Origin of the sequence: Cyclobacterium sp. SYSU L10401, assembly GCF_010993705.1 — a bacterium.
Lineage (GTDB): Bacteria > Bacteroidota > Bacteroidia > Cytophagales > Cyclobacteriaceae > Cyclobacterium.
This window is the reverse complement of sequence record NZ_WOFO01000001.1, coordinates 68,045-91,162: the sequence shown is the minus strand read 5'-3', so window position 1 is coordinate 91,162 and position 23,118 is coordinate 68,045. Positions and strand designations below refer to the sequence as shown.

General features: G+C 43.5%; 28 protein-coding genes. 22 read left to right on the top strand and 6 right to left on the bottom strand.

Annotated features, from left to right (window positions below):
- The first annotated feature begins 49 nt into the window (after nucleotides 1–49).
- Nucleotides 50–1,975, top strand: coding sequence for a 1-deoxy-D-xylulose-5-phosphate synthase (gene dxs / locus GL182_RS00410; RefSeq protein WP_163377599.1), 1,926 nt, complete (start codon nucleotides 50–52; stop codon nucleotides 1,973–1,975).
- 390 nt (nucleotides 1,976–2,365) lie between these two features.
- On the opposite strand, the gene GL182_RS00405 is transcribed toward dxs, so the two are convergent.
- Together GL182_RS00405 and GL182_RS00400 are read right to left on the bottom strand one after the other, a co-directional pair.
- Entirely contained in the window at nucleotides 2,366–2,965 is a 600-nt protein-coding gene (locus GL182_RS00405) for a Uma2 family endonuclease (RefSeq protein ID WP_163377598.1), read from the bottom strand.
- Nucleotides 2,966–3,577: 612 nt separating this feature from the next.
- Nucleotides 3,578–3,802 (bottom strand): hypothetical protein, encoded by a 225-nt coding sequence (locus GL182_RS00400; protein WP_163377597.1) that lies wholly within the window; start codon nucleotides 3,800–3,802, stop codon nucleotides 3,578–3,580.
- Between the two features lie 591 nt (nucleotides 3,803–4,393).
- Between GL182_RS00400 and GL182_RS00395 the strand changes: the two genes are divergently transcribed.
- From GL182_RS00395 to GL182_RS00380, 4 genes are all read left to right on the top strand, one after another.
- Nucleotides 4,394–5,110, top strand: a complete 717-nt coding sequence (locus GL182_RS00395; protein ID WP_163377596.1) for a hypothetical protein — start codon at nucleotides 4,394–4,396, stop codon at nucleotides 5,108–5,110.
- A 71-nt stretch (nucleotides 5,111–5,181) separates the two neighbouring features.
- Nucleotides 5,182–5,889 carry a hypothetical protein gene (locus tag GL182_RS00390; protein ID WP_205603557.1) on the top strand — a complete coding sequence of 236 codons (708 nt, stop codon included), beginning with the start codon at nucleotides 5,182–5,184 and terminating at the stop codon, nucleotides 5,887–5,889.
- Nucleotides 5,890–6,481: 592 nt separating this feature from the next.
- Nucleotides 6,482–7,630 (top strand): cellulase family glycosylhydrolase, encoded by a 1,149-nt coding sequence (locus GL182_RS00385; RefSeq protein ID WP_163377594.1) that lies wholly within the window; start codon nucleotides 6,482–6,484, stop codon nucleotides 7,628–7,630.
- Nucleotides 7,623–8,399, top strand: a complete 777-nt coding sequence (locus GL182_RS00380; protein WP_163377593.1) for an alpha/beta fold hydrolase — start codon at nucleotides 7,623–7,625, stop codon at nucleotides 8,397–8,399. The genes GL182_RS00385 and GL182_RS00380 overlap by 8 nt, the downstream gene beginning before the upstream one ends.
- Here the strand turns inward: GL182_RS00380 and GL182_RS00375 are convergent.
- On the bottom strand, nucleotides 8,389–9,150 hold the full coding sequence (locus GL182_RS00375) for an SDR family NAD(P)-dependent oxidoreductase (RefSeq protein WP_163377592.1): 762 nt from the start codon (nucleotides 9,148–9,150) through the stop codon (nucleotides 8,389–8,391). The genes GL182_RS00380 and GL182_RS00375 overlap by 11 nt on opposite strands.
- A gap of 266 nt (nucleotides 9,151–9,416) precedes the next feature.
- On the opposite strand from GL182_RS00375, the gene GL182_RS00370 reads away from it, so the two are divergent.
- From GL182_RS00370 to GL182_RS00310, 13 genes are all read left to right on the top strand, one after another.
- Nucleotides 9,417–10,001 (top strand): sigma-70 family RNA polymerase sigma factor, encoded by a 585-nt coding sequence (locus GL182_RS00370; protein ID WP_163377591.1) that lies wholly within the window; start codon nucleotides 9,417–9,419, stop codon nucleotides 9,999–10,001.
- Between the two features lie 10 nt (nucleotides 10,002–10,011).
- Nucleotides 10,012–10,284: a hypothetical protein gene (locus tag GL182_RS00365; protein ID WP_163377590.1), complete on the top strand. Its 273-nt coding sequence runs from the start codon at nucleotides 10,012–10,014 to the stop codon at nucleotides 10,282–10,284.
- 166 nt (nucleotides 10,285–10,450) lie between these two features.
- Entirely contained in the window at nucleotides 10,451–11,194 is a 744-nt protein-coding gene (locus GL182_RS00360; protein ID WP_163377589.1) for a flavodoxin family protein, read from the top strand.
- Between the two features lie 18 nt (nucleotides 11,195–11,212).
- A complete protein-coding gene (locus GL182_RS00355; RefSeq protein WP_163377588.1) occupies nucleotides 11,213–11,374 on the top strand; it encodes a hypothetical protein in 162 nt (53 codons plus the stop codon).
- Between the two features lie 15 nt (nucleotides 11,375–11,389).
- Nucleotides 11,390–12,085, top strand: a complete 696-nt coding sequence (locus tag GL182_RS00350; RefSeq protein ID WP_163377587.1) for a hypothetical protein — start codon at nucleotides 11,390–11,392, stop codon at nucleotides 12,083–12,085.
- Between the two features lie 28 nt (nucleotides 12,086–12,113).
- Complete coding sequence (locus GL182_RS00345; RefSeq protein WP_163377586.1) at nucleotides 12,114–12,653, top strand: YceI family protein; 540 nt, start codon at nucleotides 12,114–12,116, stop codon at nucleotides 12,651–12,653.
- A 16-nt stretch (nucleotides 12,654–12,669) separates the two neighbouring features.
- Nucleotides 12,670–12,810: a hypothetical protein gene (locus GL182_RS00340; RefSeq protein WP_163377585.1), complete on the top strand. Its 141-nt coding sequence runs from the start codon at nucleotides 12,670–12,672 to the stop codon at nucleotides 12,808–12,810.
- Between the two features lie 20 nt (nucleotides 12,811–12,830).
- Nucleotides 12,831–13,931, top strand: coding sequence for a BamA/TamA family outer membrane protein (locus GL182_RS00335; RefSeq protein WP_163377584.1), 1,101 nt, complete (start codon nucleotides 12,831–12,833; stop codon nucleotides 13,929–13,931).
- Nucleotides 13,932–13,940: 9 nt separating this feature from the next.
- Nucleotides 13,941–14,969, top strand: coding sequence for a hypothetical protein (locus GL182_RS00330; RefSeq protein ID WP_163377583.1), 1,029 nt, complete (start codon nucleotides 13,941–13,943; stop codon nucleotides 14,967–14,969).
- Nucleotides 14,970–15,215: 246 nt separating this feature from the next.
- Nucleotides 15,216–15,716, top strand: coding sequence for a DUF4833 domain-containing protein (locus GL182_RS00325; RefSeq protein ID WP_163377582.1), 501 nt, complete (start codon nucleotides 15,216–15,218; stop codon nucleotides 15,714–15,716).
- A gap of 4 nt (nucleotides 15,717–15,720) precedes the next feature.
- Complete coding sequence (locus GL182_RS00320; protein ID WP_163377581.1) at nucleotides 15,721–16,227, top strand: DinB family protein; 507 nt, start codon at nucleotides 15,721–15,723, stop codon at nucleotides 16,225–16,227.
- A gap of 19 nt (nucleotides 16,228–16,246) precedes the next feature.
- Entirely contained in the window at nucleotides 16,247–16,810 is a 564-nt protein-coding gene (locus tag GL182_RS00315; protein ID WP_163377580.1) for a hypothetical protein, read from the top strand.
- Nucleotides 16,811–16,961: 151 nt separating this feature from the next.
- Nucleotides 16,962–17,816: a helix-turn-helix domain-containing protein gene (locus GL182_RS00310; RefSeq protein ID WP_163377579.1), complete on the top strand. Its 855-nt coding sequence runs from the start codon at nucleotides 16,962–16,964 to the stop codon at nucleotides 17,814–17,816.
- Nucleotides 17,817–17,926: 110 nt separating this feature from the next.
- Here GL182_RS00310 and GL182_RS00305 read toward each other — a convergent pair whose 3' ends face one another.
- The 3 genes from GL182_RS00305 to GL182_RS00295 form a co-directional block, all read right to left on the bottom strand.
- Nucleotides 17,927–18,676: a DUF547 domain-containing protein gene (locus tag GL182_RS00305; RefSeq protein WP_163377578.1), complete on the bottom strand. Its 750-nt coding sequence runs from the start codon at nucleotides 18,674–18,676 to the stop codon at nucleotides 17,927–17,929.
- Between the two features lie 387 nt (nucleotides 18,677–19,063).
- A complete protein-coding gene (locus GL182_RS00300; RefSeq protein ID WP_163377577.1) occupies nucleotides 19,064–19,564 on the bottom strand; it encodes a rhodanese-like domain-containing protein in 501 nt (166 codons plus the stop codon).
- An 81-nt stretch (nucleotides 19,565–19,645) separates the two neighbouring features.
- A complete protein-coding gene (locus GL182_RS00295) occupies nucleotides 19,646–20,128 on the bottom strand; it encodes a DinB family protein (protein WP_163377576.1) in 483 nt (160 codons plus the stop codon).
- Nucleotides 20,129–20,510: 382 nt separating this feature from the next.
- Here GL182_RS00295 and GL182_RS00290 point away from each other — a divergent pair, with 382 nt between their 5' ends.
- From GL182_RS00290 to GL182_RS00275, 4 genes are all read left to right on the top strand, one after another.
- On the top strand, nucleotides 20,511–21,053 hold the full coding sequence (locus GL182_RS00290; RefSeq protein WP_163377575.1) for a carboxymuconolactone decarboxylase family protein: 543 nt from the start codon (nucleotides 20,511–20,513) through the stop codon (nucleotides 21,051–21,053).
- Between the two features lie 32 nt (nucleotides 21,054–21,085).
- Nucleotides 21,086–21,235, top strand: coding sequence for a hypothetical protein (locus tag GL182_RS00285; protein ID WP_163377574.1), 150 nt, complete (start codon nucleotides 21,086–21,088; stop codon nucleotides 21,233–21,235).
- Between the two features lie 246 nt (nucleotides 21,236–21,481).
- A complete protein-coding gene (locus GL182_RS00280; protein ID WP_163377573.1) occupies nucleotides 21,482–22,702 on the top strand; it encodes a bifunctional alpha/beta hydrolase/OsmC family protein in 1,221 nt (406 codons plus the stop codon).
- A gap of 168 nt (nucleotides 22,703–22,870) precedes the next feature.
- Nucleotides 22,871–23,095, top strand: a complete 225-nt coding sequence (locus tag GL182_RS00275; RefSeq protein ID WP_163377572.1) for a DUF2892 domain-containing protein — start codon at nucleotides 22,871–22,873, stop codon at nucleotides 23,093–23,095.
- Nucleotides 23,096–23,118: the final 23 nt, after the last annotated feature.

Sequence of the window (23,118 nt, the reverse complement as noted above, 5' to 3'; positions counted from 1 at the left end):
ACATTATACAGGCACTGGGGTTGTTAATTTTTATAAAGATACGCTGCATATGCAAATAGAACCTGGAAAATTACTCAGGGAAATCCAATATCCGGACGACCTAAAAAACTTCCGTAAAGACCAATTGGTTCAAATCTGTGACGAATTGAGGCAATTTATCATTGACCATGTGTCTATATATGGAGGTCATTTTGGCGCCGGCCTGGGCGTGGTGGAATTAACAGTCGCATTGCACTATGTTCTCAACACTCCTGATGATCAGCTTGTCTGGGATGTTGGCCATCAGGCTTATGGTCATAAAATCCTTACCGGTCGCAGGGAACAATTCCATACCAACCGTATATACAAAGGCTTGTCAGGTTTCCCCAAGAGAAAAGAAAGCCCTTATGATGCTTTCGGTGTGGGACATTCAAGTACCTCTATTTCTGCTGCTTTGGGGATGGCAATGGCTTCCAGGTACAAGGGAGAAGGCCATAGACAGCATGTGGCTGTAATCGGTGATGGTGCCATGACCGGTGGTATGGCTTTCGAAGCCATGAATCATGCCGGGGTTTCAGATTCCAACCTGTTGATAATCCTCAATGACAATTGCATGTCGATCGATCCCAACGTCGGTGCGCTGAAGGATTACCTTACTGACATTACCACCTCCCATACCTACAATAAGGTAAAAGATGAGGTATGGAACCTGCTGGGTAAGATCAGTAAATTCGGTTTTAGTGCTCAGGATGTGGTCTCCAAAGTAGAAGGGGCCATCAAATCCGCCCTGCTCAAACAAAGCAATCTTTTTGAATCACTTAACTTACGCTATTTTGGTCCGGTAGATGGACACGATGTCAATCACCTGGTAGAAATCCTCAATGACCTGAAAGATATTCCAGGTCCGAAAATCCTGCATTGCATCACCGTGAAAGGTAAAGGATTTGCTCCGGCAGAAAAAGACCAGACCAAATGGCATGCCCCTGGAAAATTTGATAAAATTACCGGGGAAATTTCAAAGAAAATACCCACCTCCCCCCAAGCGCCAAAGTATCAGGATGTTTTTGGACATACCTTGGTGGAACTGGCAGAAAAAGACGATAAGATAGTGGGTGTTACCCCAGCCATGCCTTCTGGCTCTTCCATGAATATCATGATGAAGGCCTTTCCGGAAAGGTCTTTTGACGTAGGCATCGCCGAACAGCATGCCGTAACCTTTTCAGCCGGCTTGGCAACCCAGGGGCTTACGCCTTTTTGTAATATATACAGTACCTTCATGCAACGGGCTTACGATCAGGTGATCCACGACGTTTGCCTTCAGAATTTGCCGGTGGTCTTTTGCCTGGACCGGGCCGGTTTTGCCGGAGCCGATGGCCCCACCCACCATGGTGCCTACGATTTGGCTTTTTTCAGGTGTTTGCCCAATCTGGTGGTGAGTGCTCCCATGAACGAAGAGGAGCTCCGAAACCTCATGTTTTCAGCCTCCGAGCACAACGGCCCCTATTCCATCCGGTATCCAAGGGGCCAGGGCGTGATGCCTGACTGGAAGCAACCCCTTCAAAAAATACCTACTGGTCAGGGACGCATCGTGAAAGAAGGTAAAGACATTGCCCTATTGAGCATTGGCCACGTAGGCAATTACGCCGTTGAGGCGGCAGCAAAACTTCAGGCCAAAGGCATCGACATGGCGCATTACGACATGCGATTTGTAAAGCCATTGGATGAGGCCTTGCTTCATGAGGTTTTCAGTAAATTCGACAAGGTGATTACCATCGAAGACGGCTGTCTGATGGGGGGATTTGGCAGTGCCGTTCTGGAATGGATGGTGGACCATGATTACCAGGCCAAAGTAAAAAGATTGGGAATACCTGATGATGTCATTGAGCACGGAGAGCAAATTGAATTACATCGTGAATGTGGATTTGATCCGGATGGAATTGTGGCCACTGTAAAAGAAATGCTCGGGACGACCGTTTCGGAAAATTTGAAGTATTAATACGCCGATGATTTTTCCAGGAAACCGGAAATTATACTGAAAAGAAGCTATTAATTGTATACCCTAAGTCTGTTCCCTAGGCTGTAATGATAATATCATGGAAGTGATTAATTTTTTCAAGGCTATTAACCTGAGTTCGATTCTAGATAAGGTTTATGGTACAGTAAATCAAAAATGAAAATAAAAAAGCCAGACTGCACTAATTCCCCCTTAATAAGGGGGAAGGGGGATTTTTTTACGAAAGTCCAATTCCAGGATAAGTCATGATAATAAGGTTTGCTTCATCATATAAATACCATTTTTATGAAAGGATTGGCTCTATAATTCGTAAAGTTTTATAGTTGAACTCAGGCTATTAAAAATCAAAGACGCATCGCTGAAAGCCTAAGCTTACAACTCCCCAAACACTTCATCCAGATCCAGTACAAAACCTGAAAGAACCTGAGACTTTACTTTGTCTCCCAGCGTAAATAACCGGGAGGGTCGGTATTTTCCCGCTTCCAGGGTATAGATCAGCAAGGTGCGTTCGTCGGGATGAATGACCCAATATTCCTTTACACCCGAGGCTTCGTACACCTCATATTTCAGTTGCAACTCTTTCTTGTTATTTCCCGGAGAGAGAATCTCCACAATCAGGTCCGGAGCACCCAGGCAGCCTAAATCATCCAGCTTATCCGGATCGCATACCACACACAGGTCCGGTTGCACCACGGTATCGATGTCTGTATGCTTTCTGGAAGAAACCGGAAGGCGCACATCAAAGGGGGCGGTATACACCTTACAGCTTCCTCCTTTTAAAAATCCGTGAATTCTCGTAACCAAAGCTACCGTAAGCTCCTCGTGGATTCTACGGGGAGCTGCCGCCTGCCGGAATACCTTTCCCCGGATCAACTCCACCATCTCCTCCAGCTGCCAGGAAAGGTAATCCGCATAGGAATAGCGTCCATAGGCGGAAAACGGTTCTTTAACTTTATCTTGGGGCTTTTCCATATTTTGCTATACTAATCAATAACTGTTTCTAAAGATAAAAAGATTTTGGCCAATCCACCAAAATTGCAAACTCTTGATTACCAACTATTCGAACGTACACAATTCCCGCTTCCAAAGGGGGATTTTCCGAGCATTTAAAACTACCAGAACCTGATGGGGAAAGCACCTATTTGCTAAAATTTAATGGCAATGGTGAAATAAGTGGACGGATATCTACTAACTCGGCCTATGGTCGGTATCTTTTGGGCAGTGATGGTCTCTTGGAAATTCTAACATTTACCAATACTACCGAGCTTAATGAGCTATTTGACGGTGGCTATTATATAGCTTCCTTGAACGATGTTTTTTCGTTCGCTCTATCACCAAAAGGGTTGACACTCTACTTTGATTCCGAAAAATCCATGCTTTTCCAACCCCAATAAGTGGTAGTTTTAATTGTCTAACCAATCCTTTTAACCCCAATAATCATGAAAAAGCATTTAGTTGATTGTATGATTTCTCTTCTTACGCTTTCGGCAGCACTTTTGGAGTCTAATTTTATCCAATCATAATGATCCTTTAAAGCCATTTTGGCTTTATCAGACCATATAACGGGTTTATCTTGCTGTATTTTTACCAACGCTTGGATTCGTTCTCCAAGTCATCTACTGTGGAGAACTTTCCTGCCTTCACTTGAAGGATGGCTTCGTCAATGGAATTTACATACTCTTTTAAATCCATCGGAGAATGCGGAGACTCCGTGTCCTTTAATAATGCATACAGGACCTCAAGTTTAGCTCGGTCATTGATGGAATCAATGGTCTGATGTAGCCTTAATTTTAATTCCGCTATGCTCATGCTTTTTTTTAAATAAATATAATGAGATTTCTCTCAAAATCAATCGGATCAAAGCAACCGAACCAATGAATCAAGGAATGCCTTTTGGGCTGAGCTTGCCGAAGCCCGACGCTGCTCACGCCATAAGGCGAAGTTGAAACATATGATCGCACAGTACAGGGTGAAGTATGCCAATCACCCTGCTATTTCCGATTTGTGAACAGATTGGACGCGTCTAAAAGTCATTTGTAATGGCTAATCCTGTGCATTTTAAAAACCGATTTTTTTAGGCTTGTTCTTTGTTTTCCGGAATTACAAATGCCTCGTTTGCGTACCCATTCAGACACCTGGGATGTAGTTTCACCCGGAGAGAGAATCAATTAGTAAAGCTTGAAAATGCCTCGAAAACTCCCGGAATTATTCAGGCCAAAAGGAATATTTTTTTCGGTATTTTATAGCTGTTTTTGAGTTTTAACATTCCTGTTTTCAGCATTAAAATCGGGAAAAAACTAAAAAGATATTATTATTATACTACAATAAAAAACACTAATAATTATTTTCTTAAACTTGTAGGAAATCCCATTTCCGACACCTACATTTCGGAAAAAAAGCATGATTAAACTTTTAATAACAAGCCTATTGCTGACAGGATTTTTTCGAACAGCTTTAGCACAAGAGAACGAAAAAGGGGAGGCAGCCCAGGCTTTTCTTCCCGCAAAAGACTACAGCCTGGGTATCAACAGCCAGTTTGCCATGGATGGATTATTGGATCCGGAGACGTTCACGCCCATTGAGTTTTTGCTGCGCAGGGGACTGCCGGGTGACCGTAGCCTCAGGCTAAGGGCCAGGGGCTGGGTGGAGAATACGAATAAGATAGAAGGAGAAGAAAACCGGAAGATCCAGCAATCCCGCTTTGCCATCGCCCTGGGACATGAGTGGCACCATCCCATAAACAAAAAACTCGGTTATTATTTTGGGGCAGATCTGGAGAAGGGTTGGGATATCCACAATACGTCAAGAAATTATATGTGGGGTTCTACAACTTATGGATTGAGTGAAGTAAGGAGATATGATTTTACTACTATACAATCCCTAGGGTTGCTTCCTTTTGTTGGCTTTTTCTATTCCCCCTTACCCTACTTGATTCTGTCCTATGAAATGCGGGTGGAATTAAATTATTTGAATACCAAGTCCAGATCGGATACTTTTATTAAATCCTCTGCTAATCCCGATGGATCAGAATCTCATTCCATTGGCGGACATGATGCAAAGACCTGGGTTTTTGATTTTCAACCCTATTCCGGAATTTTTATTAATCTTAAATTTTAAAACAATGAACAAAAATCACATTTTTAGAACAATCCCGTCATTATTTTCACTAATCTAACCAAAGAAGATACATGTATCAGCGGATATTTTCAGGGCTATTTTTCATAATGAGCCTTGCTACAGCGTCGGCCCAAAACGAACCTTCAACATGGAGTTTATTAGACTCCACCAGTCGGTACGATCTTGGCGTCAATACCTATTTTGCCTTCGACCAGTTGATGGATCAGCACCATCGGACCCCTATAGAATTGATGCTAAGAAAAAAGATTCATGAACAAAACAGGATCCGTTTGCGGGTCTTCGGAATGTTGAACAGGTATAAAAAAATAGAGGGGGACTTTACCAATATAGACGGTTGGTCAACTATAGGCCTGGCCCTGGGCTATGAATGGATCAAACCCCTCGGAAGGAGATGGGAGGGATATTATGGCCTGGAGCTGGAAGGGAGCAGGGAGCACAGCAGATCCTTTTTTGAGCAGCCGGACCTGGACCCTGAAACCAATTATCTCGAAAATACGAACAAGTACGACCGGGAAATCAGGTTTTCCCTTTCCCCCTTGGCAGGCCTTCGTTTTAGGCTAACTTCGCGCTTGCTGCTAAGTACAGAATTTCGCCTTTCAGGGTATATGGGAGAGCAACAATATACCGAAGACATGGCCATAAGGCCTAACGAAGAAGGGAGTCAAAATCAAATTCAGTCCTCCGAAGGCCATACCCTAAAACTAAACGGCCTGCGCTTTCAGCCTTATACAGGGATATTTTTAAACTACAGGTTTTGATGTTTGTTCAGGCAGACAACTAAAGCATATACCTGCAAAAAAAGGTGCACCACAGATTACCCAGATTAGCACAGATAAATGAGTTGCTACTGGGTGAAGTATGCCACTTCACCGAGCTATTTTCGGTGTTATGAACAGATAAGAACTGGCAAAAAGCCATTTGTAATGGCTTCTCGTATGCTTTTTAAAGAGGGATTTTATATACGATTGATCTATGGCTTCCGGCATTACAAATGCCTCGATAGTGTAACTCATCGGATACCTGGGATGTAGTTGCAAACTCCCAGAGACAGTTTTGGGGATTGCAAATCCCCTTTATCTGAACCACGGAATTGCAAATTCCGCGGAGCGGATAAATTCAAAACCAGGAACGTACCTGTTGTTTCTACAAAAAACAAAATCCCACCGCCGCGGCGGTGGGATTTTGTGCAGTCTGGGTTTTTTACTTTCTTTCTTGGTTTACATTTCTATAAACCCTATCTAGAATTGAACTCAGGTTACTAAAACGGATAACTGGTTTTTTGGCATTTATTTTTTATTTTGGCTCCTGGTAATTCAATGCCGAACACAAACCAAATAACCTGTTAAGCCCATGACGCTCCCATCCAATTCCAGAAGAGATTTTCTCAAAAAGTCCACGCTCCTCACCGCAGGGATAGGACTCTCCCTTCAGCAAAGCAGCTTTGCAGCAGCCAAAAACCAATTGCCGCGCTGGCGGGGCTTTAATTTGCTGGATTTTTTTAACCCTGATCCGGATAAAGGACGCAAAAGTAAAGACGAGTATTTCAAATGGATGGCAGATTGGGGTTTTGACTTTGTTCGAATTCCCATATCCTACCCCAGTTACCTGGATTTTGACCGCAGCAAGCCCATCACTCCCGAAGAGGTGATGCAATTTGACGAAAGCAGGCTGGAAGAAATTGATACGCTGATCGACAAGTGCCACGAGCAGAAGTTACACGTCAGCCTGAACCTACACCGCGCACCCGGATTCTGCATCAATGCCGGCTTTCAGGAGCCCTACAACCTCTGGGAAGATCAGCAAGCATTAGATGCCTTTTGCGCACACTGGGAAATGTGGTCCAGGAGGTATAAAAATATTTCCTCCAAAAAATTGAGTTTCGATCTGGTCAATGAGCCCTTTAAGCGGGAAAATCCAAACGACCAACACTCTCCGGGAGGGCCGGTTCCCGTAGAAGAATACCGGAAAGTGGCTCAGGCAGCCCTGGATACCATCAAATCCGTCAAAAAAAGACGACTCGTCATTGCCGACGGAAATGGGGGTGGGGGAATGGCGGTGCCCGAATTGGCGGACCTTGACCTGCACCAGAGTTGCCGCGGATATTTTCCCATGCACATTTCCCATCACAAGGCCTCCTGGGTATTCAAGGATCCGGATAGCCTGAAAGATCCTGTTTGGCCCGGCATGCACAACGAAAAATACTACAGTCGGGAGGATTTGGAAAAACATTACGCCCCCTGGATCTCTTTATTGGAGCAAGGTGTAGGCGTACATTGTGGCGAATTGGGCTGCTATAACAAAACGCCACACCATGTATTTTTGTCCTGGTTTGAAGACATCCTGGATATTCAGCATGCCCATGGTATAGGATTTGGTCTCTGGGAGTTTTCGGGTACTTTTGGCATATTGAACTCCGGCAGGGAGGATGTGGAATACGAAGACTGGTACGGTGAAAAACTGGACCGTAAATTATTGAACCTACTGATGAAATATGCCTGATATAGCGTTTTGGAAAACAGGTAAAGGAAAGCCGCTGGTTTTGTTGCCGGGTTTTGGTGAAACCAAGGAAGTGTGGCAGGAATTTGCTCCTGAACTTAGCCATGACTGTGAAATCTGGTGTCCCGATTTACCTGGTTTTGGAGAAAGTCCGGCCCTCAAACAGGGATTTACGCTACAAGATGTGGCACTTGTTTTGGCAGATTGGCTTCGCATACATAAGATAGAAAATGCCTGCCTGATCGGTCATTCGCTGGGCGGCTATATAGCCCTGGAGATGGCAGCAAATACAGCTGCAAAACCAAGAGCCCTTGGTTTGTTCCATTCTACAGCCTTTGCAGATAGTCCGGAAAAAAGAGTAAACAGAGACAAGACCGCTGAATTCATCGCAAAACACGGAGCACCCACCTTTATCCAATCCTTTGTGGCCCCCTTGTTTGCAGCGAAAAACCGAGAATCCTGTCAGGCAGAGATTAACGAGTTGATCCGCCGGGGTAGCCAAAACAGCAAGGAAAGCCTGATCGGCTATACCATGGCCATGAAAAACCGGGGGGACCATATGAATACCCTAAAGGATTTCAAGGAACCTAAACTGATGATCTGTGGTGAGCAGGACCCTGCCGTACCGCTGGAAGCCAGCCTGAAACACCAGCAGGTAGTTACAGCCTTTCACCAGTTGCCGGATTGCGGGCATATGGGCATGTTTGAAAAGCAGGCCGAATCCCAAAGCATAATCAATAAATTCATGCGGTCCCTTGCTGTCAATAGGTAGCTCTTCCCCCGGATAAGTCAAAGATGAAACCTGTGGTGAAACTTGCTTCATCCGAACATATCCAGCAAGCAATGGCGGCAGCTTCTTCCACCGTACCCAGGCGGTGCATGGGGATTTTGGAGGCCATATATTCCAATTGCTCCGGAGCAGTGTCGGCATTCATGGGGGTCCTGATCACTGCTGGTGCCAAACCATTCACCGTGATGCCCGTCGTAGCATACTCCTTCCCCAAGGCCTTAACCAGACCAATCACGCCTGCCTTGGTAGCCGAATATCCGACCATATTCGGATTTCCTTCTTTTCCGGCAATGGATGCAATCAATAATATCCGGCCTTTACCACTTTTTTCCATCCAGGTCAGGGCATACTTGCTGGTTAAAAATGACCCCTTCAGATTGACACGATAGATTTCATCAAAAGCTGCTGTAGGATAATCGGTTATTTTGGTCTGGGTAGGACCAACAATACCTGCGGAATTGACCAAAATATCCAGGCGACCAAAGTGTTCTACTGTTTCTTTAAAGGCGTTTTCTACCGAAGCTTCTTCGGTAATGTCTACTGTGGTGGCTTTTACCGGAATCCCTTTTGCCCGCCATTCGCTTTCCAGGGCTTTCAACCGGGATTCCTTAATGTCCCATAGCGCAAGGCTGGCTCCTTCTTCTGCCATGCGCGCTGCAATTGTCTTACCTATTCCATCGGCTGCGCCGGTGATCACAGCCACCTGATCGGTATATCTTTTTTTGGTATCCATCAAATTCGTTATTAGGTTTGTTTTTCTAAAATAAGAAAATACTGTGAAACCCTCAGATAAACCAGCTTTTTTAAATCAGTTTTACTTTTAAATCGATTACCTCAATGTCCTGTTCCGAAATACCGAATTTACTACGGAGATGGCTTTTGCATAAGTCTATTTTATGCGGTTGATAAAAGAATTAAAAGGTAAAAAAAGTTGATTAGAGGGAGTTTTTATATTTACTTGGGTAATTGATAGCGAATACCGATACGCGTCCCTCATTTATGGAAAAAAAGTCCCAACAAACATCCAAACACGTGGTAGTCAGTGAATGGGTTAACTCCCATGGTGACTATCTATTCAGTTGGGCCTATCATAAAACAGGCAACCGTGAGGTGGCGGAAGACCTGGTTCAGGAAGTTTTTTTGGCCGCTGTTAAAAACTTTGAAGGATTTAAAGAAAAGAGCAGTCCGAAAACCTGGCTGCTGAAGATTTTAAACAATAAAATCATCGACCACTACCGGAAGTCTGCCAAAAAAACCGTGCATTTGGATGATCAGGCATTTCAATTTACCGAAACACTTTTTAATGCCAATGGAAACTGGAAAGCCAATGGGCTGGAAGAGGCCTGGTCGAACGATACGCACTTATTGGATGACCCTGCCTTTAACGATGTGATGAACGTCTGCATAGAGGACCTCCCCCCAAGGTGGCGCCTGGCGGTCATATCCAAATATATTTTTGATAAAGAGACGCTTGAAATTTGTCAGGAACTGGAGATCAGCAAGACTAATTATTGGCAGGTGTTACACAGGGCCAAACTTCTGCTGAAGAAATGCCTGGAAATAAATTGGTTTGGCGCTAATTGACCCATCTGGTATGAATTTAGAAAAAATCATGAACATCATGCTTCTTTCCTGTAAAGAAGCGACTTGTCTTATTGAGAAAAAAGCGGTCTTTCCGCTTACCTTTAAAGAAAAGTGCAGGCTCTACGTGCATGTAAAAATGTGTGTGGTCTGCAACCTGTACCAGCAACAAAGCAAAACCATTGAAAAGGCCCTTTCCAAATGGATCAACACGGAAGGAGCTACCGGAGACCTACTGCCTCCTAAAACGAAAGAACGGATTATTGAAAAAATAAAAGAAGATTAATTTTTTTGTCAGGAAATCCCTCCCTTTCCGACTACTCTATCAGCAAATAAGATAACGAACGATTATCCTGGCTGATGGAAATTTAGTGAACAGACCGTTGCCTTTTTGACGGTCACCCTTTTAAATTTTTTCTCAGTTTCAGGATGATGCCTTGAATCAATCAAACATGAAACTGAATACCTTTCAACAACAACTTAATCAGGACAGCCCCTATGATTTTTCGGGGTTAAGTGCCATTTTTCTCAACTGCACCTTAAAAAAATCTCCGGAGCAATCCCATACCGAAGGCTTGATTCGAATGAGTCAGGCCATCATGGAAGCCAATGGGATTCGGACAGAAATAATCCGGCCGGTGGATCACCGGATTGCTTTTGGGGTCTATCCCGACATGACCACCAAGGGCTGGGAGGTGGATGATTGGCCTCCCATTCAGAAAAAAATCATGGAAGCCGATATCCTGGTATTGGGAACGCCCATTTGGCTGGGAGAAAAATCCTCCGTGGCCTCTTTAGCAATCGAACGCCTATATGGGTTTTCCGGGGAATTGAACAAAGAGGGCCAATATGCCTATTACGGGAAAGTTGGAGGCTGCCTGGTGACCGGTAACGAGGACGGCGTGAAGCATTGCGCCATGAGTGTCTTATATGCCCTGCAACACCTGGGTTATTCCATTCCTCCACAAGCAGATGCCGGATGGATCGGCGAGGCCGGGCCCGGGCCCTCTTACCTGGATAAGGGATCCGGCGGACCTGAAAACGACTTTACCAACCGCAATACCACCTTTATGACCTGGAACCTGATGCACCAGGCGCAGCTATTAAAAACAAATGGCATCCCTGCATACGGAAATCAACGAACCGCCTGGGATGATCGAAAAAGTAAAGACCACCCCAACCCTGAATACAGATAAAACCAAAAAATCAAAACCATGAAAAAACTAGTCGCCATTGTATTAGTCCTTCTCGCTATCGTACTGATAGTAATGGGCATAGGAAATTTTATGATTCCACCTGCGTTAACCGGAATTGGCTTTTTAGCCATTGCATTTATCTTTTTTAAAGAAAACCAACAAAAAAACTTTGATAAATAAGCTATGAAAAATTTAATGAAATTCTATCTGTTCCTCACTGCGTTTTTTCTAGCAGTCACCTGTGTGCAGGCCCAAGATATGGCCCTGCCAAAAAAAGAATCCAACATTGACCTGGCCTTGGGCATGGGCGAAAACAGCAGTTTCTCCTATGCACTTTCCTGGAATACCAGCTATGGTTTGTTCTCTTCCAATAAATTTCGCCTGGGATACGGTATCCGTTTCTCTGGCTTTACCGGAAGCGAGCTGAACTACATCACAGCTCCTGCCGACCTTACAGGGGATGATGCCACCATTGACACCCTGCTGGTAAATAGTCCTCATTCCATGGGCCTAAGCGCACTGATAAACTTACAGTACCAGTTCAGTTCCAAATTCAAGCTTGGTTTTAATATTGACGTGATTGGAGTAGGATTTGGAAGTACTGATAACTCCAGGTTTATCTCTTCCGAAAACACGGGGCAGTATCCCCAAACGCTCGAGTCCAGTCCTTCTTCATTTAACTTATTGCTAGGCGGAGACAACGACCTTGGTCAGATCAAATCGGAATTTTACATCGCCTATGCCCTGTCTGAAAAAACCTGGCTAAGAGGAGGTATGGACATGACCTTTTCCGAATACACCAGCAACCAGGAACTTACCTACGCCAACAATCGATTCAGGTACAAGCCTGTACTTGTTTTTCTTGCAGTCTCCTACAACCCCTTTAACTAATTACTAACGCCATTTAAACCTAATTACCATGAAAATATCATTCTTAGTAGCACTTTGGTTTTGGACCTTCAGTTCTCAACCCGGAGACACCCATGCAACATGGGAAGGAACTCAGGAAGAATCGTATATCAAATTTAACATAAGGAATCTGGGACTAAATGTAGAAGGCCTGTTCGAATCCTTTACCACGCAAGTTGATTATGATAAAGGTCAGCCATCAAACAGTCGCTTTTCTGCAGAAATAGCCGTTAGTTCCATCAACACCGGTATCAATAAACGCGATAATCACCTGAAACAGGAAGAATACTTCCACCTTGAAAAATATCCGACCATCACCTTTAAATCTACAAATGTAAGTGCTTCGGGCAGTAAACAACTAAAAGTGAAAGGTGATTTAACCATCAAAGGGAAAACGCTACCCATTGATTTGGAAGTAGACATTTCGGAATCCGGAGGTAAAACTGCTTTTACCATATCGGGACAGTTGGATCGACGGAATTTTGGGGTTGGTGGCAGCAGTTGGGTCATGTCTGACGACGTATATTTGGATTTATATGTTGAAAACTGACCTAATTAAATGGAATATGTCTTCGGTCACCATATTATTTGTTTTAGATCGGATACTAAAGGATCCGGACTATATCAATGTAAACAAGAAAACAATTTATGCCGCTGCCTTCGGTCCGGGCGTATCCCTGGAAAGCGCACTGATCAGGTATAACTAAAAGAAAATTTGACCACCGACTTGCACCCAGCAGTAAACATACCGAAACATCTTTCCTTTATCATCACGGTTTTACTGTTGATGCTGAGCACTAAGTGGACCCTGGCCCAGGAAGACGAAAACGACAGCACCATTTTCAAGGCCCTGCCCCTGGCTTATTACACCCCGGAAACACGCATTGCATTTGAAGCTTTTGCCTTTTACAGCTACTATTCGGAAGGCAGCCGGAGGAAATCCAATATACGGCTCTTTGCTACCTACACACAAAACCGGCAGTATCTATTGACCATACCCTGGCAAATATATACTGCTGATGACCGGTATTTTCTAAACGGCAGCCTCGACTATCGAAAATTTCCGGAATACTATTATGGAATAGGGAATTACACCCAGGAAGCCAATCGGGCACTCTATGAGTTTTCCGCCTTTACGCTAAGCAGCAAAAGCTACAGTAAACTGGAAAATGATACCTATATGGGTATCTCCCTGCAGGGACAGTGGCTCACACCGGAATTTCCTGAAAACGAAGTCATTTTTAATGACATTGCTCCCGAAAATGGGGAAAAGGGCTATTCCTACCTGAGTCTGGGCCCTTCATTTATGTGGGACAAAAGAGATCACATCCTTTCACCATCCGATGGAGGTTTCTTAGAATTTACACCCGTGTTTGGTATGGGGAAAGCCGATGAAAATCCCATCTATTTTGGGCTTGCCTCCCTTGATATCCGGGATTACTGGAAAATAGGAGAAAAGTCTACCTGGGCGAATCAGTTTGTCGCCCAATTTTCTATGGGTACGGTTCCCTACCGGGCCTTTCCTACCCTTGGTGGACCCTTTCTCCATAGGGGATATTACCAGGGCCGCTTTAGGGATAAGCACCTGATGATATTGCAATCGGAATTTCGTCAGCATGTCAAAGGCAGGTTCGGATTTGTAGTCTTTGGATCGATGGGTAGGGTCTATCCGGATATACGAACCGAATTGTTCGAACGCATTCACCTGGCTACGGGGGCAGGAATCCGGATCCGGGTGAGCAAAAACGACCGGACCAATGTTCGCTTTGATTATAGCATTACACCGGATTCCAGCGGCTTTTACATTTATTTTGCAGAATCTTTTTAAATTCCTATCATGCTTCAACCAGGTCAAAAAAATTTTATCACCAAACTTACCCACTGGGAATATTGGCCTACCTGGATCGTTTATTTTCCATTATCTTTCTATTACCTTTGGCTATCCTTAAAAGCCAAAAGCCTATTTTTCTTTACCACAGCCAATCCTGAAATGGAAATGGGAGGGCTTTATAATTGCAGCAAATACAAACAACTCCAAAACCTTCCCCAGGAGCTAAAACCTTTGACCTTATATGTAAAAGCCGGATCCGCTTTAGCTTTGATAAAAGCCAAATTACTGGCCCTGGAACTGGACTATCCCATCATTGCAAAACCGGACAGGGGAGAGCGGGGAAAGGGGGTCGCCTTGTTGAAAAATACACCTCAACTAGAAAAATACCTGCAGGAATGCAAGTCTGATTTTTTGCTACAGGAATACATTTCAAGTCCTTTTGAGGCAGGTCTTTTTTACTATCGGTATCCTGATAAACTTTCGGGAGAAATACCCTCCATCGTATTGAAAACCTTTCTGTCAGTTACAGGTGATGGTAAATCCAACCTGGAAGAATTGGTGCAGCGCATCCCCAGGGCCCGGCTTGTCGCCAAAAACCTGTTGCAAAGAGAAGATATCGATCCTCAGGAAATATTGCCGGAAGGGAAGGTAAAATTGCTGGAACCCATAGGCAACCACAACAGAGGTACCGAATTTTCCAACGGCAACCAATTGGCTAATCAGGAATTACTGTATTTCTTTGATGCCTTGAGTTACCATTTGCCGCATTTCCATTACGGGCGTTTTGACCTTAAAGCACCCTCCCTGACTGATTTCCTGAAAGGAAACGGCATCAAAATACTGGAGGTTAACGGAGTAAATGCCGAACCAGCTCATATTTATGACCCAAACGGAAGATACCTGGATGCGGTCAAAACATTGTTCAAGCATTGGAAAATTATTTTCCAGATTAGTGAAAAAAACCGGCAGGAGGGTTTTTCTGTAGCAACCTTCAAAACGGCTTTAAAAAATTTCAGAGAATGGAAACGAAACTAAAATCACCTTGCACCTGTCCCAATCGAAGGTTTAAAGATAAAAAACCCATGCCTACTTTATGCTTGTCAATAGATTCAAAGTAAATTCTAATTAGAATTTCTTATGAGAATTCTTTTTATTTCTTTACATACCTGAATATCAACTATATAAATAACTTTAGTTGATACAGTAATAAAAAAAATGTCATCGAATTTGTCAGGAAAGTATGGCCTCCCCGACTAATTGGGCGAAAAGGAAAAAAAGATCATGTTGATACGAATGGCAGTCATGTTTGCTTTTTTGCTAATTCCTGGATTTACATCCATGGGACAGCAGGTACTCTTTACCATAGAGCGCAGTCTGAATGAGGATCAGATTGTTTATTTTTTACAACTGGATGAAAACGATCTTCCAAGAAAAGATGAACCGATCAGCCTAAAATGGCTGGATAATGAAAATTCCGGGGAACTGGTACCTGTAAACTGGATTAAAAAAAAGTTTGGATATGGTATCGACATTATCCATCAAAATGAAGAAAGGGTCGATTTCAAATTTGTTTCCTCTGACAAAAAAGTATTTACACTAATAAAAGATGGGTCGGGAAATTATGGCGTTTTTGGAAAAATAAATGGCAAAAAAATGAAAATCAGACATATTTATTTGAAAATGGAAGGTGGAACCTTCTGGAAACCAAATATTACAGAGGTAGCTGTAATGGGCTACCATGAATTAGCCAATACCCATGTAAAAGAAACCTTTAACCCCTAAATCCATGCAAGTTGAATGTCAGGAAAATCTCAAAAGTATTTCTGCCTTACTGAAAAGCTTAAATGAGGACCAATATCAATACCCCTCCACTTATTTGTCAGGAGCTACCATTGGGCAGCATATCCGACATATCATTGAGTTTTATACCTGTCTTACCAATGCCTGTATAGAAAATACTCCGGTAAATTACGATGCTCGAAAAAGAGATACACTTTTGGAGAGAAACCCGCTGCAGGCCATTAAGGCCATTGACCGGATCATTGACTACCTGGAATCCCAAAAAATCCTGGGAAATACGGCACTGCTGGCAAATTATACAGTAGGTGAATCGGAAATTTGTAGCATCCCGTCTTCTTTTCAGAGAGAATTGGCCTACTGTCTGGAACATAGCATACACCACCAGGCCCTGATAAAAATCGGTCTTTTAGAACAGGGATTGCCTGAGCTTATATGTCCTGATTTTGGGGTGGCCCCATCTACCATCAAATTTCGCATGGCCAATGACAGCTGAGAAAACAAATCCCTATGACATGTTAAAAAATCTCAAATACTACATCTTATTGACGGCTATGTGCGTGCTAAATCAATACCATGCGTATGGCCAGGAAAACAAGGAATACCATCACCGCATTGGAACAAATATTTTGGGATTAGCTGCAGACAACCTGGTATTTTCCTATGAATACAGTTACCAAAAGAGCGGTTTCTGGTTGGGAATAGCGCATCGGGTAAACCAGTGGTCTGAAGCTGAGGACCAATCAGCCAGTTCTATTGCTTTCGCCTACAGAAATTATTTTTTACCGGGAGAAACTCCCGGCAGTGGTTTTTTTGGCGAATTGTATTCCAAATATGGTTGGGGAGAGGAAAACACCATTACAGGTTCTCCCATTAACCACCAATACCAGGCCCTCTACGCCGGCTTGGCTACCGGGTACAGGTATAATTTCAGAAGGTGGGCATTGTCGGCATTTATCGGATATGGATGGGCCCTATGGTCCCATGATACCACTTCACCAGTCGGAGCAGAACACGAGCTGAATCAGGACTACAAAAAAGATTTAAGGCTCGGCCTAAATGTAGAATGGGCCTTTTAATAGCTGAAATCGAGCATGACGTACCCGTCACACACTGGGATGGCTATACTACATGCAAGATTCTCCGGATTTAGTATCGGGACAGGCTATCCCAACCTTCGGTGCGGGATAAGGTGTGGCCTATTAAAAACAAATTATAGACACATGATATATGCATAAATACTTTAACCTGGAGTCCCTGGAAGGAAGTTTTCATCTGGCAGATGGAAATGAATTTGAAAAAACACTTAAAGATACAGAGAACCACCTCAAGTTCTTTTGGAATTTTGGGGCAGTTTCTTTAAAATTAGCTATTGATGGACAACAGATCCTGCTGCAGCCCAATCAGTTACTGAGTTGTACCTATCTTCAAAAAATAACGGTTCTGGAAGAACACAACCAGCCTGAAATTCTCTTCCTGGCCTTCAACCGAGGCTTTTATTGCATTCACACCTACGATTCTGAGGTTTCCTGCAGCGGTTTGCTATTTTTTGGTTCCAATTATAACCCCATCATTCAGCTAGATGAAGCGGAAATCCTTCGGCTCAGAACCTTGATTAGCGTGCTTCAGGAAGAGTTTGATACCAGGGACCAAAATCAGGAAGAAATGCTCCGGCTACTGTTGAAAAGGTTTATTATTCGGATTACCAGGTTGGCCAGGAAACAATTGTTCAACAAAAAACTTCCCGAAAAAGAGCTGGAACTGGCCCGCCAATTCAATGTGATGGTAGAAGAAAACTTCAAAACCCATCGGCAGGTGGCCGATTATGCAGCATTGATGAACCGGTCTCCCAAAACCATTACCAATATATTTGCCCAGCAGGGAGACAAACGCCCTCTGGAGATCATCCATGACAGGCTCATTCTAGAGGCCAAAAGACTGCTTCTTTATACTGACCGATCATCAAAGGAGATCGGATGGGAATTGGGCTTTGAGGATCCATCTTTATTCAATCGTTTCTTCAAAACCCACATGAAAATCCCTCCTCGTGAGTTTAGGGAAAAATATGCCCAATATTCCTTTTAATCCCTCAACCTTTGAGGTCTTTGATACCTCGATGGTTTTTTTCGTCTCCGATTCAGTTAAGACCTGGGAAAAGACCTTCGGGGTTGGGAAAACCCCAAAGGTCGGGGAATCTATTCATTCAAACTCCAGTCATAGTCCTTAAAGCGGATTTTGGTATTGGGGTCCAGGGGGCTATCTGCGTAGCGGTTGATAAATGCTATCAAGCTGCCTTTTCTGGTAAAATCCTCCTTAAACCAGGAAAATATACTGGATATTTCATTCCTTTCCAGGTCATTCTGGCTGGGATCATTGATAAATCCCCTGGTAACCTTCTCCAATTGGGTTTCGAGCTTGCCTGCGGTAAAAGCTCGATTCAATAGTTTCGGACAGGAAACCGAAGCACAATTAATGGCAAAGTGAATGCGGGCCTCGTCGAACTCTTTTCGAAGAATCTGGTGTTCGATTTCATCCAGACTGGCCGGCTTACCGCCAATCTCAAAAAACTCCAGGTGCCAGACGGTGTTTACCAAAGGGATTTTTAAGGAAGGACCTATATCCTTTATGCTCTCTACCGGGTAGTGATCAATGATCAACTTAATGGTAAAGGCGTTGTAGGCATTGATCCAATAGGCCAGTTGCTCTTCTTTGGACCAGCTATCTCTATCGGGCGGATTTTGACTAAGCAACTGCAGGTAATCTTCGAACGCCTCTTTATCGGCGATAAAACCCTTGTAATCCACTAAGCCCTCCTCGTCTACATGAATCGAGAGCAAGGAATCAAAAATGTCATGTGCGGGCGACTCGGTATCTACCCCACCCAATGGCGAATCCCCACAAGATACGTTAAACAAGAAAAGTGCAAATAGAATAAGGATTTTCATGGAAGTTTCTATGTTTTGTTGAGGTTCTATAGCTCGCTACAGCCTTTCAATATCTTTCACTAAAATTCTGTTTCTACTATAACTTATAATGTCATTCTCCTCCAGTTTATAAAAACAGCTCAAAAAGCTGATAAAGACCAGCATGATCCAGTTAATTTTCATTTCAGAAATTAAAATTAGTGAATAGAACTGATTTTATTTGATTCGGATTCACAATTAGGGAAATTTAGGGTAACTGTCTGCTATCCTACAGGAAACCCTTGCTGCATGCTTTAAATTAACTAATTATGCACTTAACAAACAGTTCATTTGGAATAAAGTTTCCAAAAAAAAACTACCCTAATTTCATGAAATAGAGCATGATGCAATCGACAAACAGAGGGATGATCAGTATACCTTTTCCCCTTTATTTAACCACACGCCCCACATTTTATTGTAGGTATGTACCCGATCCGTTCGATCAGAATTGGGGGTCACAACCGGATTCTCCTCGTTGACCCAGTGAAAGATCCCTCCATACAAATTGTATACATGTTGGTACCCGGCCGCCTTTAGTTTTTTGCCAATTTCCTGACTTCGGGCTCCAATGGAGCAATAAACCACAATGGTCTCGTCCTTTGAAATTTCGGACACCGACTCCATGGAAAATGTTTCGTACCCTACCCATTGGGCTGACTCAAGGTGGCTAACGGAATATTCCTCCCGTTCACGGGTATCCAAAATCACCGCTTCCTCCAGCAAGTCTTTCTGCTCGGGATAGACCAGGGGAAAATCCTTGTCATAGGTAGTTTTTAGCAAGGTTTTAAACGGCAGGCTTTGAGCAATTGCCGGAACGGCAAAAAAAGTCAGGGCAATGAAACAAATTAATCGTGGAAAGGATACATTCATGGATCAATAACACTCGTTTCCAGGCAATAATTTCCCAAAAACAGCAAATATTATCCTATTGACATTTTTTTAGCAGGATATCTACCAGCCGACATAGCCGGGAGCCGATACTCCCTTCATTCGAAGGTATACCAGGCATTGTGCCCGGTGATGGGCCTGGTGATCGCGAAGCAGGTAAAAAATGTTTTCCTTGGTCATGGAAACGCCCCCGAATTCAATCTCCTCATTTAGCTGAGATTCGGAGGCATTTCGGATCAAATCCAGCACATAGGCATTGGCCCGATCGAGGACATCCAGGACATCTGCTTTACTAAAGCCGGTCGCATCCTCTTTGCGGTAAAAGTTTTTACGATCGCCTGTAATGCGTGCGGTCAGCATACTTATATTATCAACAACATGAAGCCATTGCTCCTGAAAAGACATGGCTTCATCCGTTGGTCTGAAATCGTAGTTCACTTCCGGCATGGCTTCGGCCACGGCTTTCGAATAGTTCAAATTTCGTTGCCAGACTCCGGCATACTGTTTTTCAAAATATTCCTGTGCCATTACGTTTGTCCCAGCCATAAGCAGTAGTAGTATCGTGCATCGAATACCCATATAACGTTCTATTTGTAGACTTGCAATAAACTGAACTTTTCAATAAATACCAATGGAGATACTCAGGAAAGAAAATCCCAGAAAAATGGCTGGAAATAAAAACCTTTGAAAATAAATGACACCTGATTCCTTTTAAAGAACGTGAATCCATGGTGGATGAAATCGTCCGCTTCGTTTCCAGGCTGGAAACATCCGGAATGCAGTAACTTTTTGATGTGAATCCTTATTTTTTCTGCCAATTTCCTTCCTTCGGGAAAAATTGACAAGTAATAGGGTTGTATTGCCATTTCCCAAGCCTGCCATTCATAGCACCTTTGTAACATCATTAAATTAGAAACACAAAGAAGTTATGAGCAACACAAAATTTGAAGTACCAGGCAAAGCAACAGTAAGCAGTGAAAACAGGGAAATCCTGGAGAAAATCGAAAGTGGTGTGGGTTTTATTCCCAATATCTATGCTACCTACGCCTATTCAAAAAATGCCTTGGCCAGGTATACCGCCTTTGCCAATGGCAAGACCAGCCTGAACAACAAAGAAAAAGAAGTGGTCAATCTGGTAGTCAGCCAAATCAATGGTTGTTCCTATTGCCTGGCGGCCCACACCGCCATCGGTAAAATGAACGGTTTTTCTGACGAAGAAGTCCTTGAAATCCGCAAAGGAAAAGCAGCTTTCAACCCAAAATTTGATGCCCTGGCAAAATTGGCCAAATCGGTCATGGAAAATGCGGGGAAAATTGATGACAAGATTCTGGAAAATTTCTTTGAAGCCGGATATGATAAAGAAAATCTGGTAGATACCATTGTAGCGGTAGGCGAAAAAGCCATCACCAACATGTTACATAATGTGACAAAGGTACCCATAGATTTTCCGGAAGCAGCTCCATTGAATTAAATCTAATTCCTGAATCTAAAAGTTTATTCGTTATGCAATCAATCAATTGGAAAAACGCCATCATTGCAGGAATAGTCGGTACTGTATTATTTGATGTCTTCGGCCTGCTGATGTCTGGCGAGTGGTGGGATATTCCTGTGCTTTTTGGCAGCGAAGATAATAAAGCCTTTCAAACGGGATAAGGTAAAAGTTGCGATCATCCGAAGGATTCGGGAAACTGGGATACTTTTCCCGGTTTCCCGTATTTTCTACATATTGCCATCCCTATAAGGTGAGTTCAGGGGAAAGAAGTCTTGAAAACATGACTAATTCCTCATTGAAACCCATTTTTATGGCTTGCTGAATTGTGAAATATTGTGGCCTTAGGCTTTTGGAAGAGCTTCTCACAGCTTCCCTGCCACCCACACATCTACCTGATATTACCTACTATGAAAACTGAAAAAGTATTATTTAAAAACAGAAAAGACCTGAACCTGGCTGCTTTTATCTATCATCCACTGGATCAGCCTCCCAGGTTTTACGCGCTTTTTGGCCATTGCTTCACTTGCAGCAAAAACCTGAAAGCCGTCCAGAACATCTGCAACACCCTTTCTCAAATGGGCGTGGCAGTGATGAGTTTTGATTTTACCGGATTGGGAAACAGTGATGGGGAATTTGAAAACACGGACTTGTCCTCCAACATCTCTGACCTGGTAGACGCAGCCAATTTCTTAGCTGAGGAATACGAGGCACCCTCTTTATTGATCGGGCACTCCTTTGGAGGAGCCGCTTCCATCTATGCCGCCCAATCGTTGCCGGGCATCAAGGCCTTGGCGACCATAGGTAGCCCTTCTGATCTACTGCATATTTCTCACTTGTTTGAAGAGCACCTGGATACCATCAAAGATAAAGGCAACGCCAGGGTAAATATTGGAGGAAGAGACTTTGGAATCAATCATTCTTTCCTTCAGGACCTACAGGAAAAAGACCTCGGCTCATTCCTCTCAAAATTAAGAAAACCCATCCTTATCCTGCATTCTCCGCAGGACAACATCGTAGCCATCAGCCATGCTGCCAAACTCTATGAAAAAGCTTTCCACCCCAAAAGCTTCGTTTCCCTGGATGGAGCAGACCATCTCTTATCCGAGTCCAAAGACAGTCAGTATGCAGGGGAAATAATCAGTACCTGGGCCAAAAAATACATTCCTTCAAGGAGCCCGCCGAATGACACCAAAGGCCATGAAGTAAAGGTTCGGCTGGCCGGAAAGGGGTATACCTCCGAAGTGAAAACCCCCTTTCATCACCTGTTGGCAGATGAACCGAAAGAAGTAGGAGGGGATAACCTGGGTCCTACTCCTTATGATTTATTGATGGCTGCATTGGGCTCTTGTACTGCGATGACCCTGCAAATGTATGCCCAGAGAAAGAAATGGGATTTAGAGGAAATTGTGGTTTATCTGGACCATGACAAGGTACATAGAAAGGATGGGGAGGCTTTTGAAAAAAAAGACGCTAAAATCAGCCGGTTCACCCGGTATTTGAAAATCTCAGGAGCTTTGAATGAGGAAAAGCGGGCAAAACTGCTGGAGATTGCCAACAAATGCCCGGTTCACCGGACTTTGGAGGAAGACATTATCATCGAAACCAAATTCAAGGATCAGCCCTTATAAAAATAATTGGACCATCTTTTAAAATGTGACACTTGTCACCTCTTGCCTGGAGAGAAATGACTAGATTGAACCAGTAAAAAAATTGTTCAGGTTGGCTTTGGTTTGCCTCATTTGTCATTCCATAATCAATAGCCTGGTTTCTCGTTTGATTCACTTAAAAACATCATCATGAAAAAGAACATGGGTACTACCGATCGGATTGTCAGAACCATCATTGCCCTGGTGGCCGTTTACCTCTACTATACTGGTGCAGTTTCTGCCAGTCTGGGCATCGTTTTAATCGCCGTTGCAGCTATTTTTCTGCTCACCAGTCTGGTAAGCTTTTGCCCCTTGTATACCATATTTGGGCTAAAAACCTGTTCAACGGTCAAAAAAAACAACCCCGGCCTGTAAAACAAGCCAGGGTTGCAGGTTCA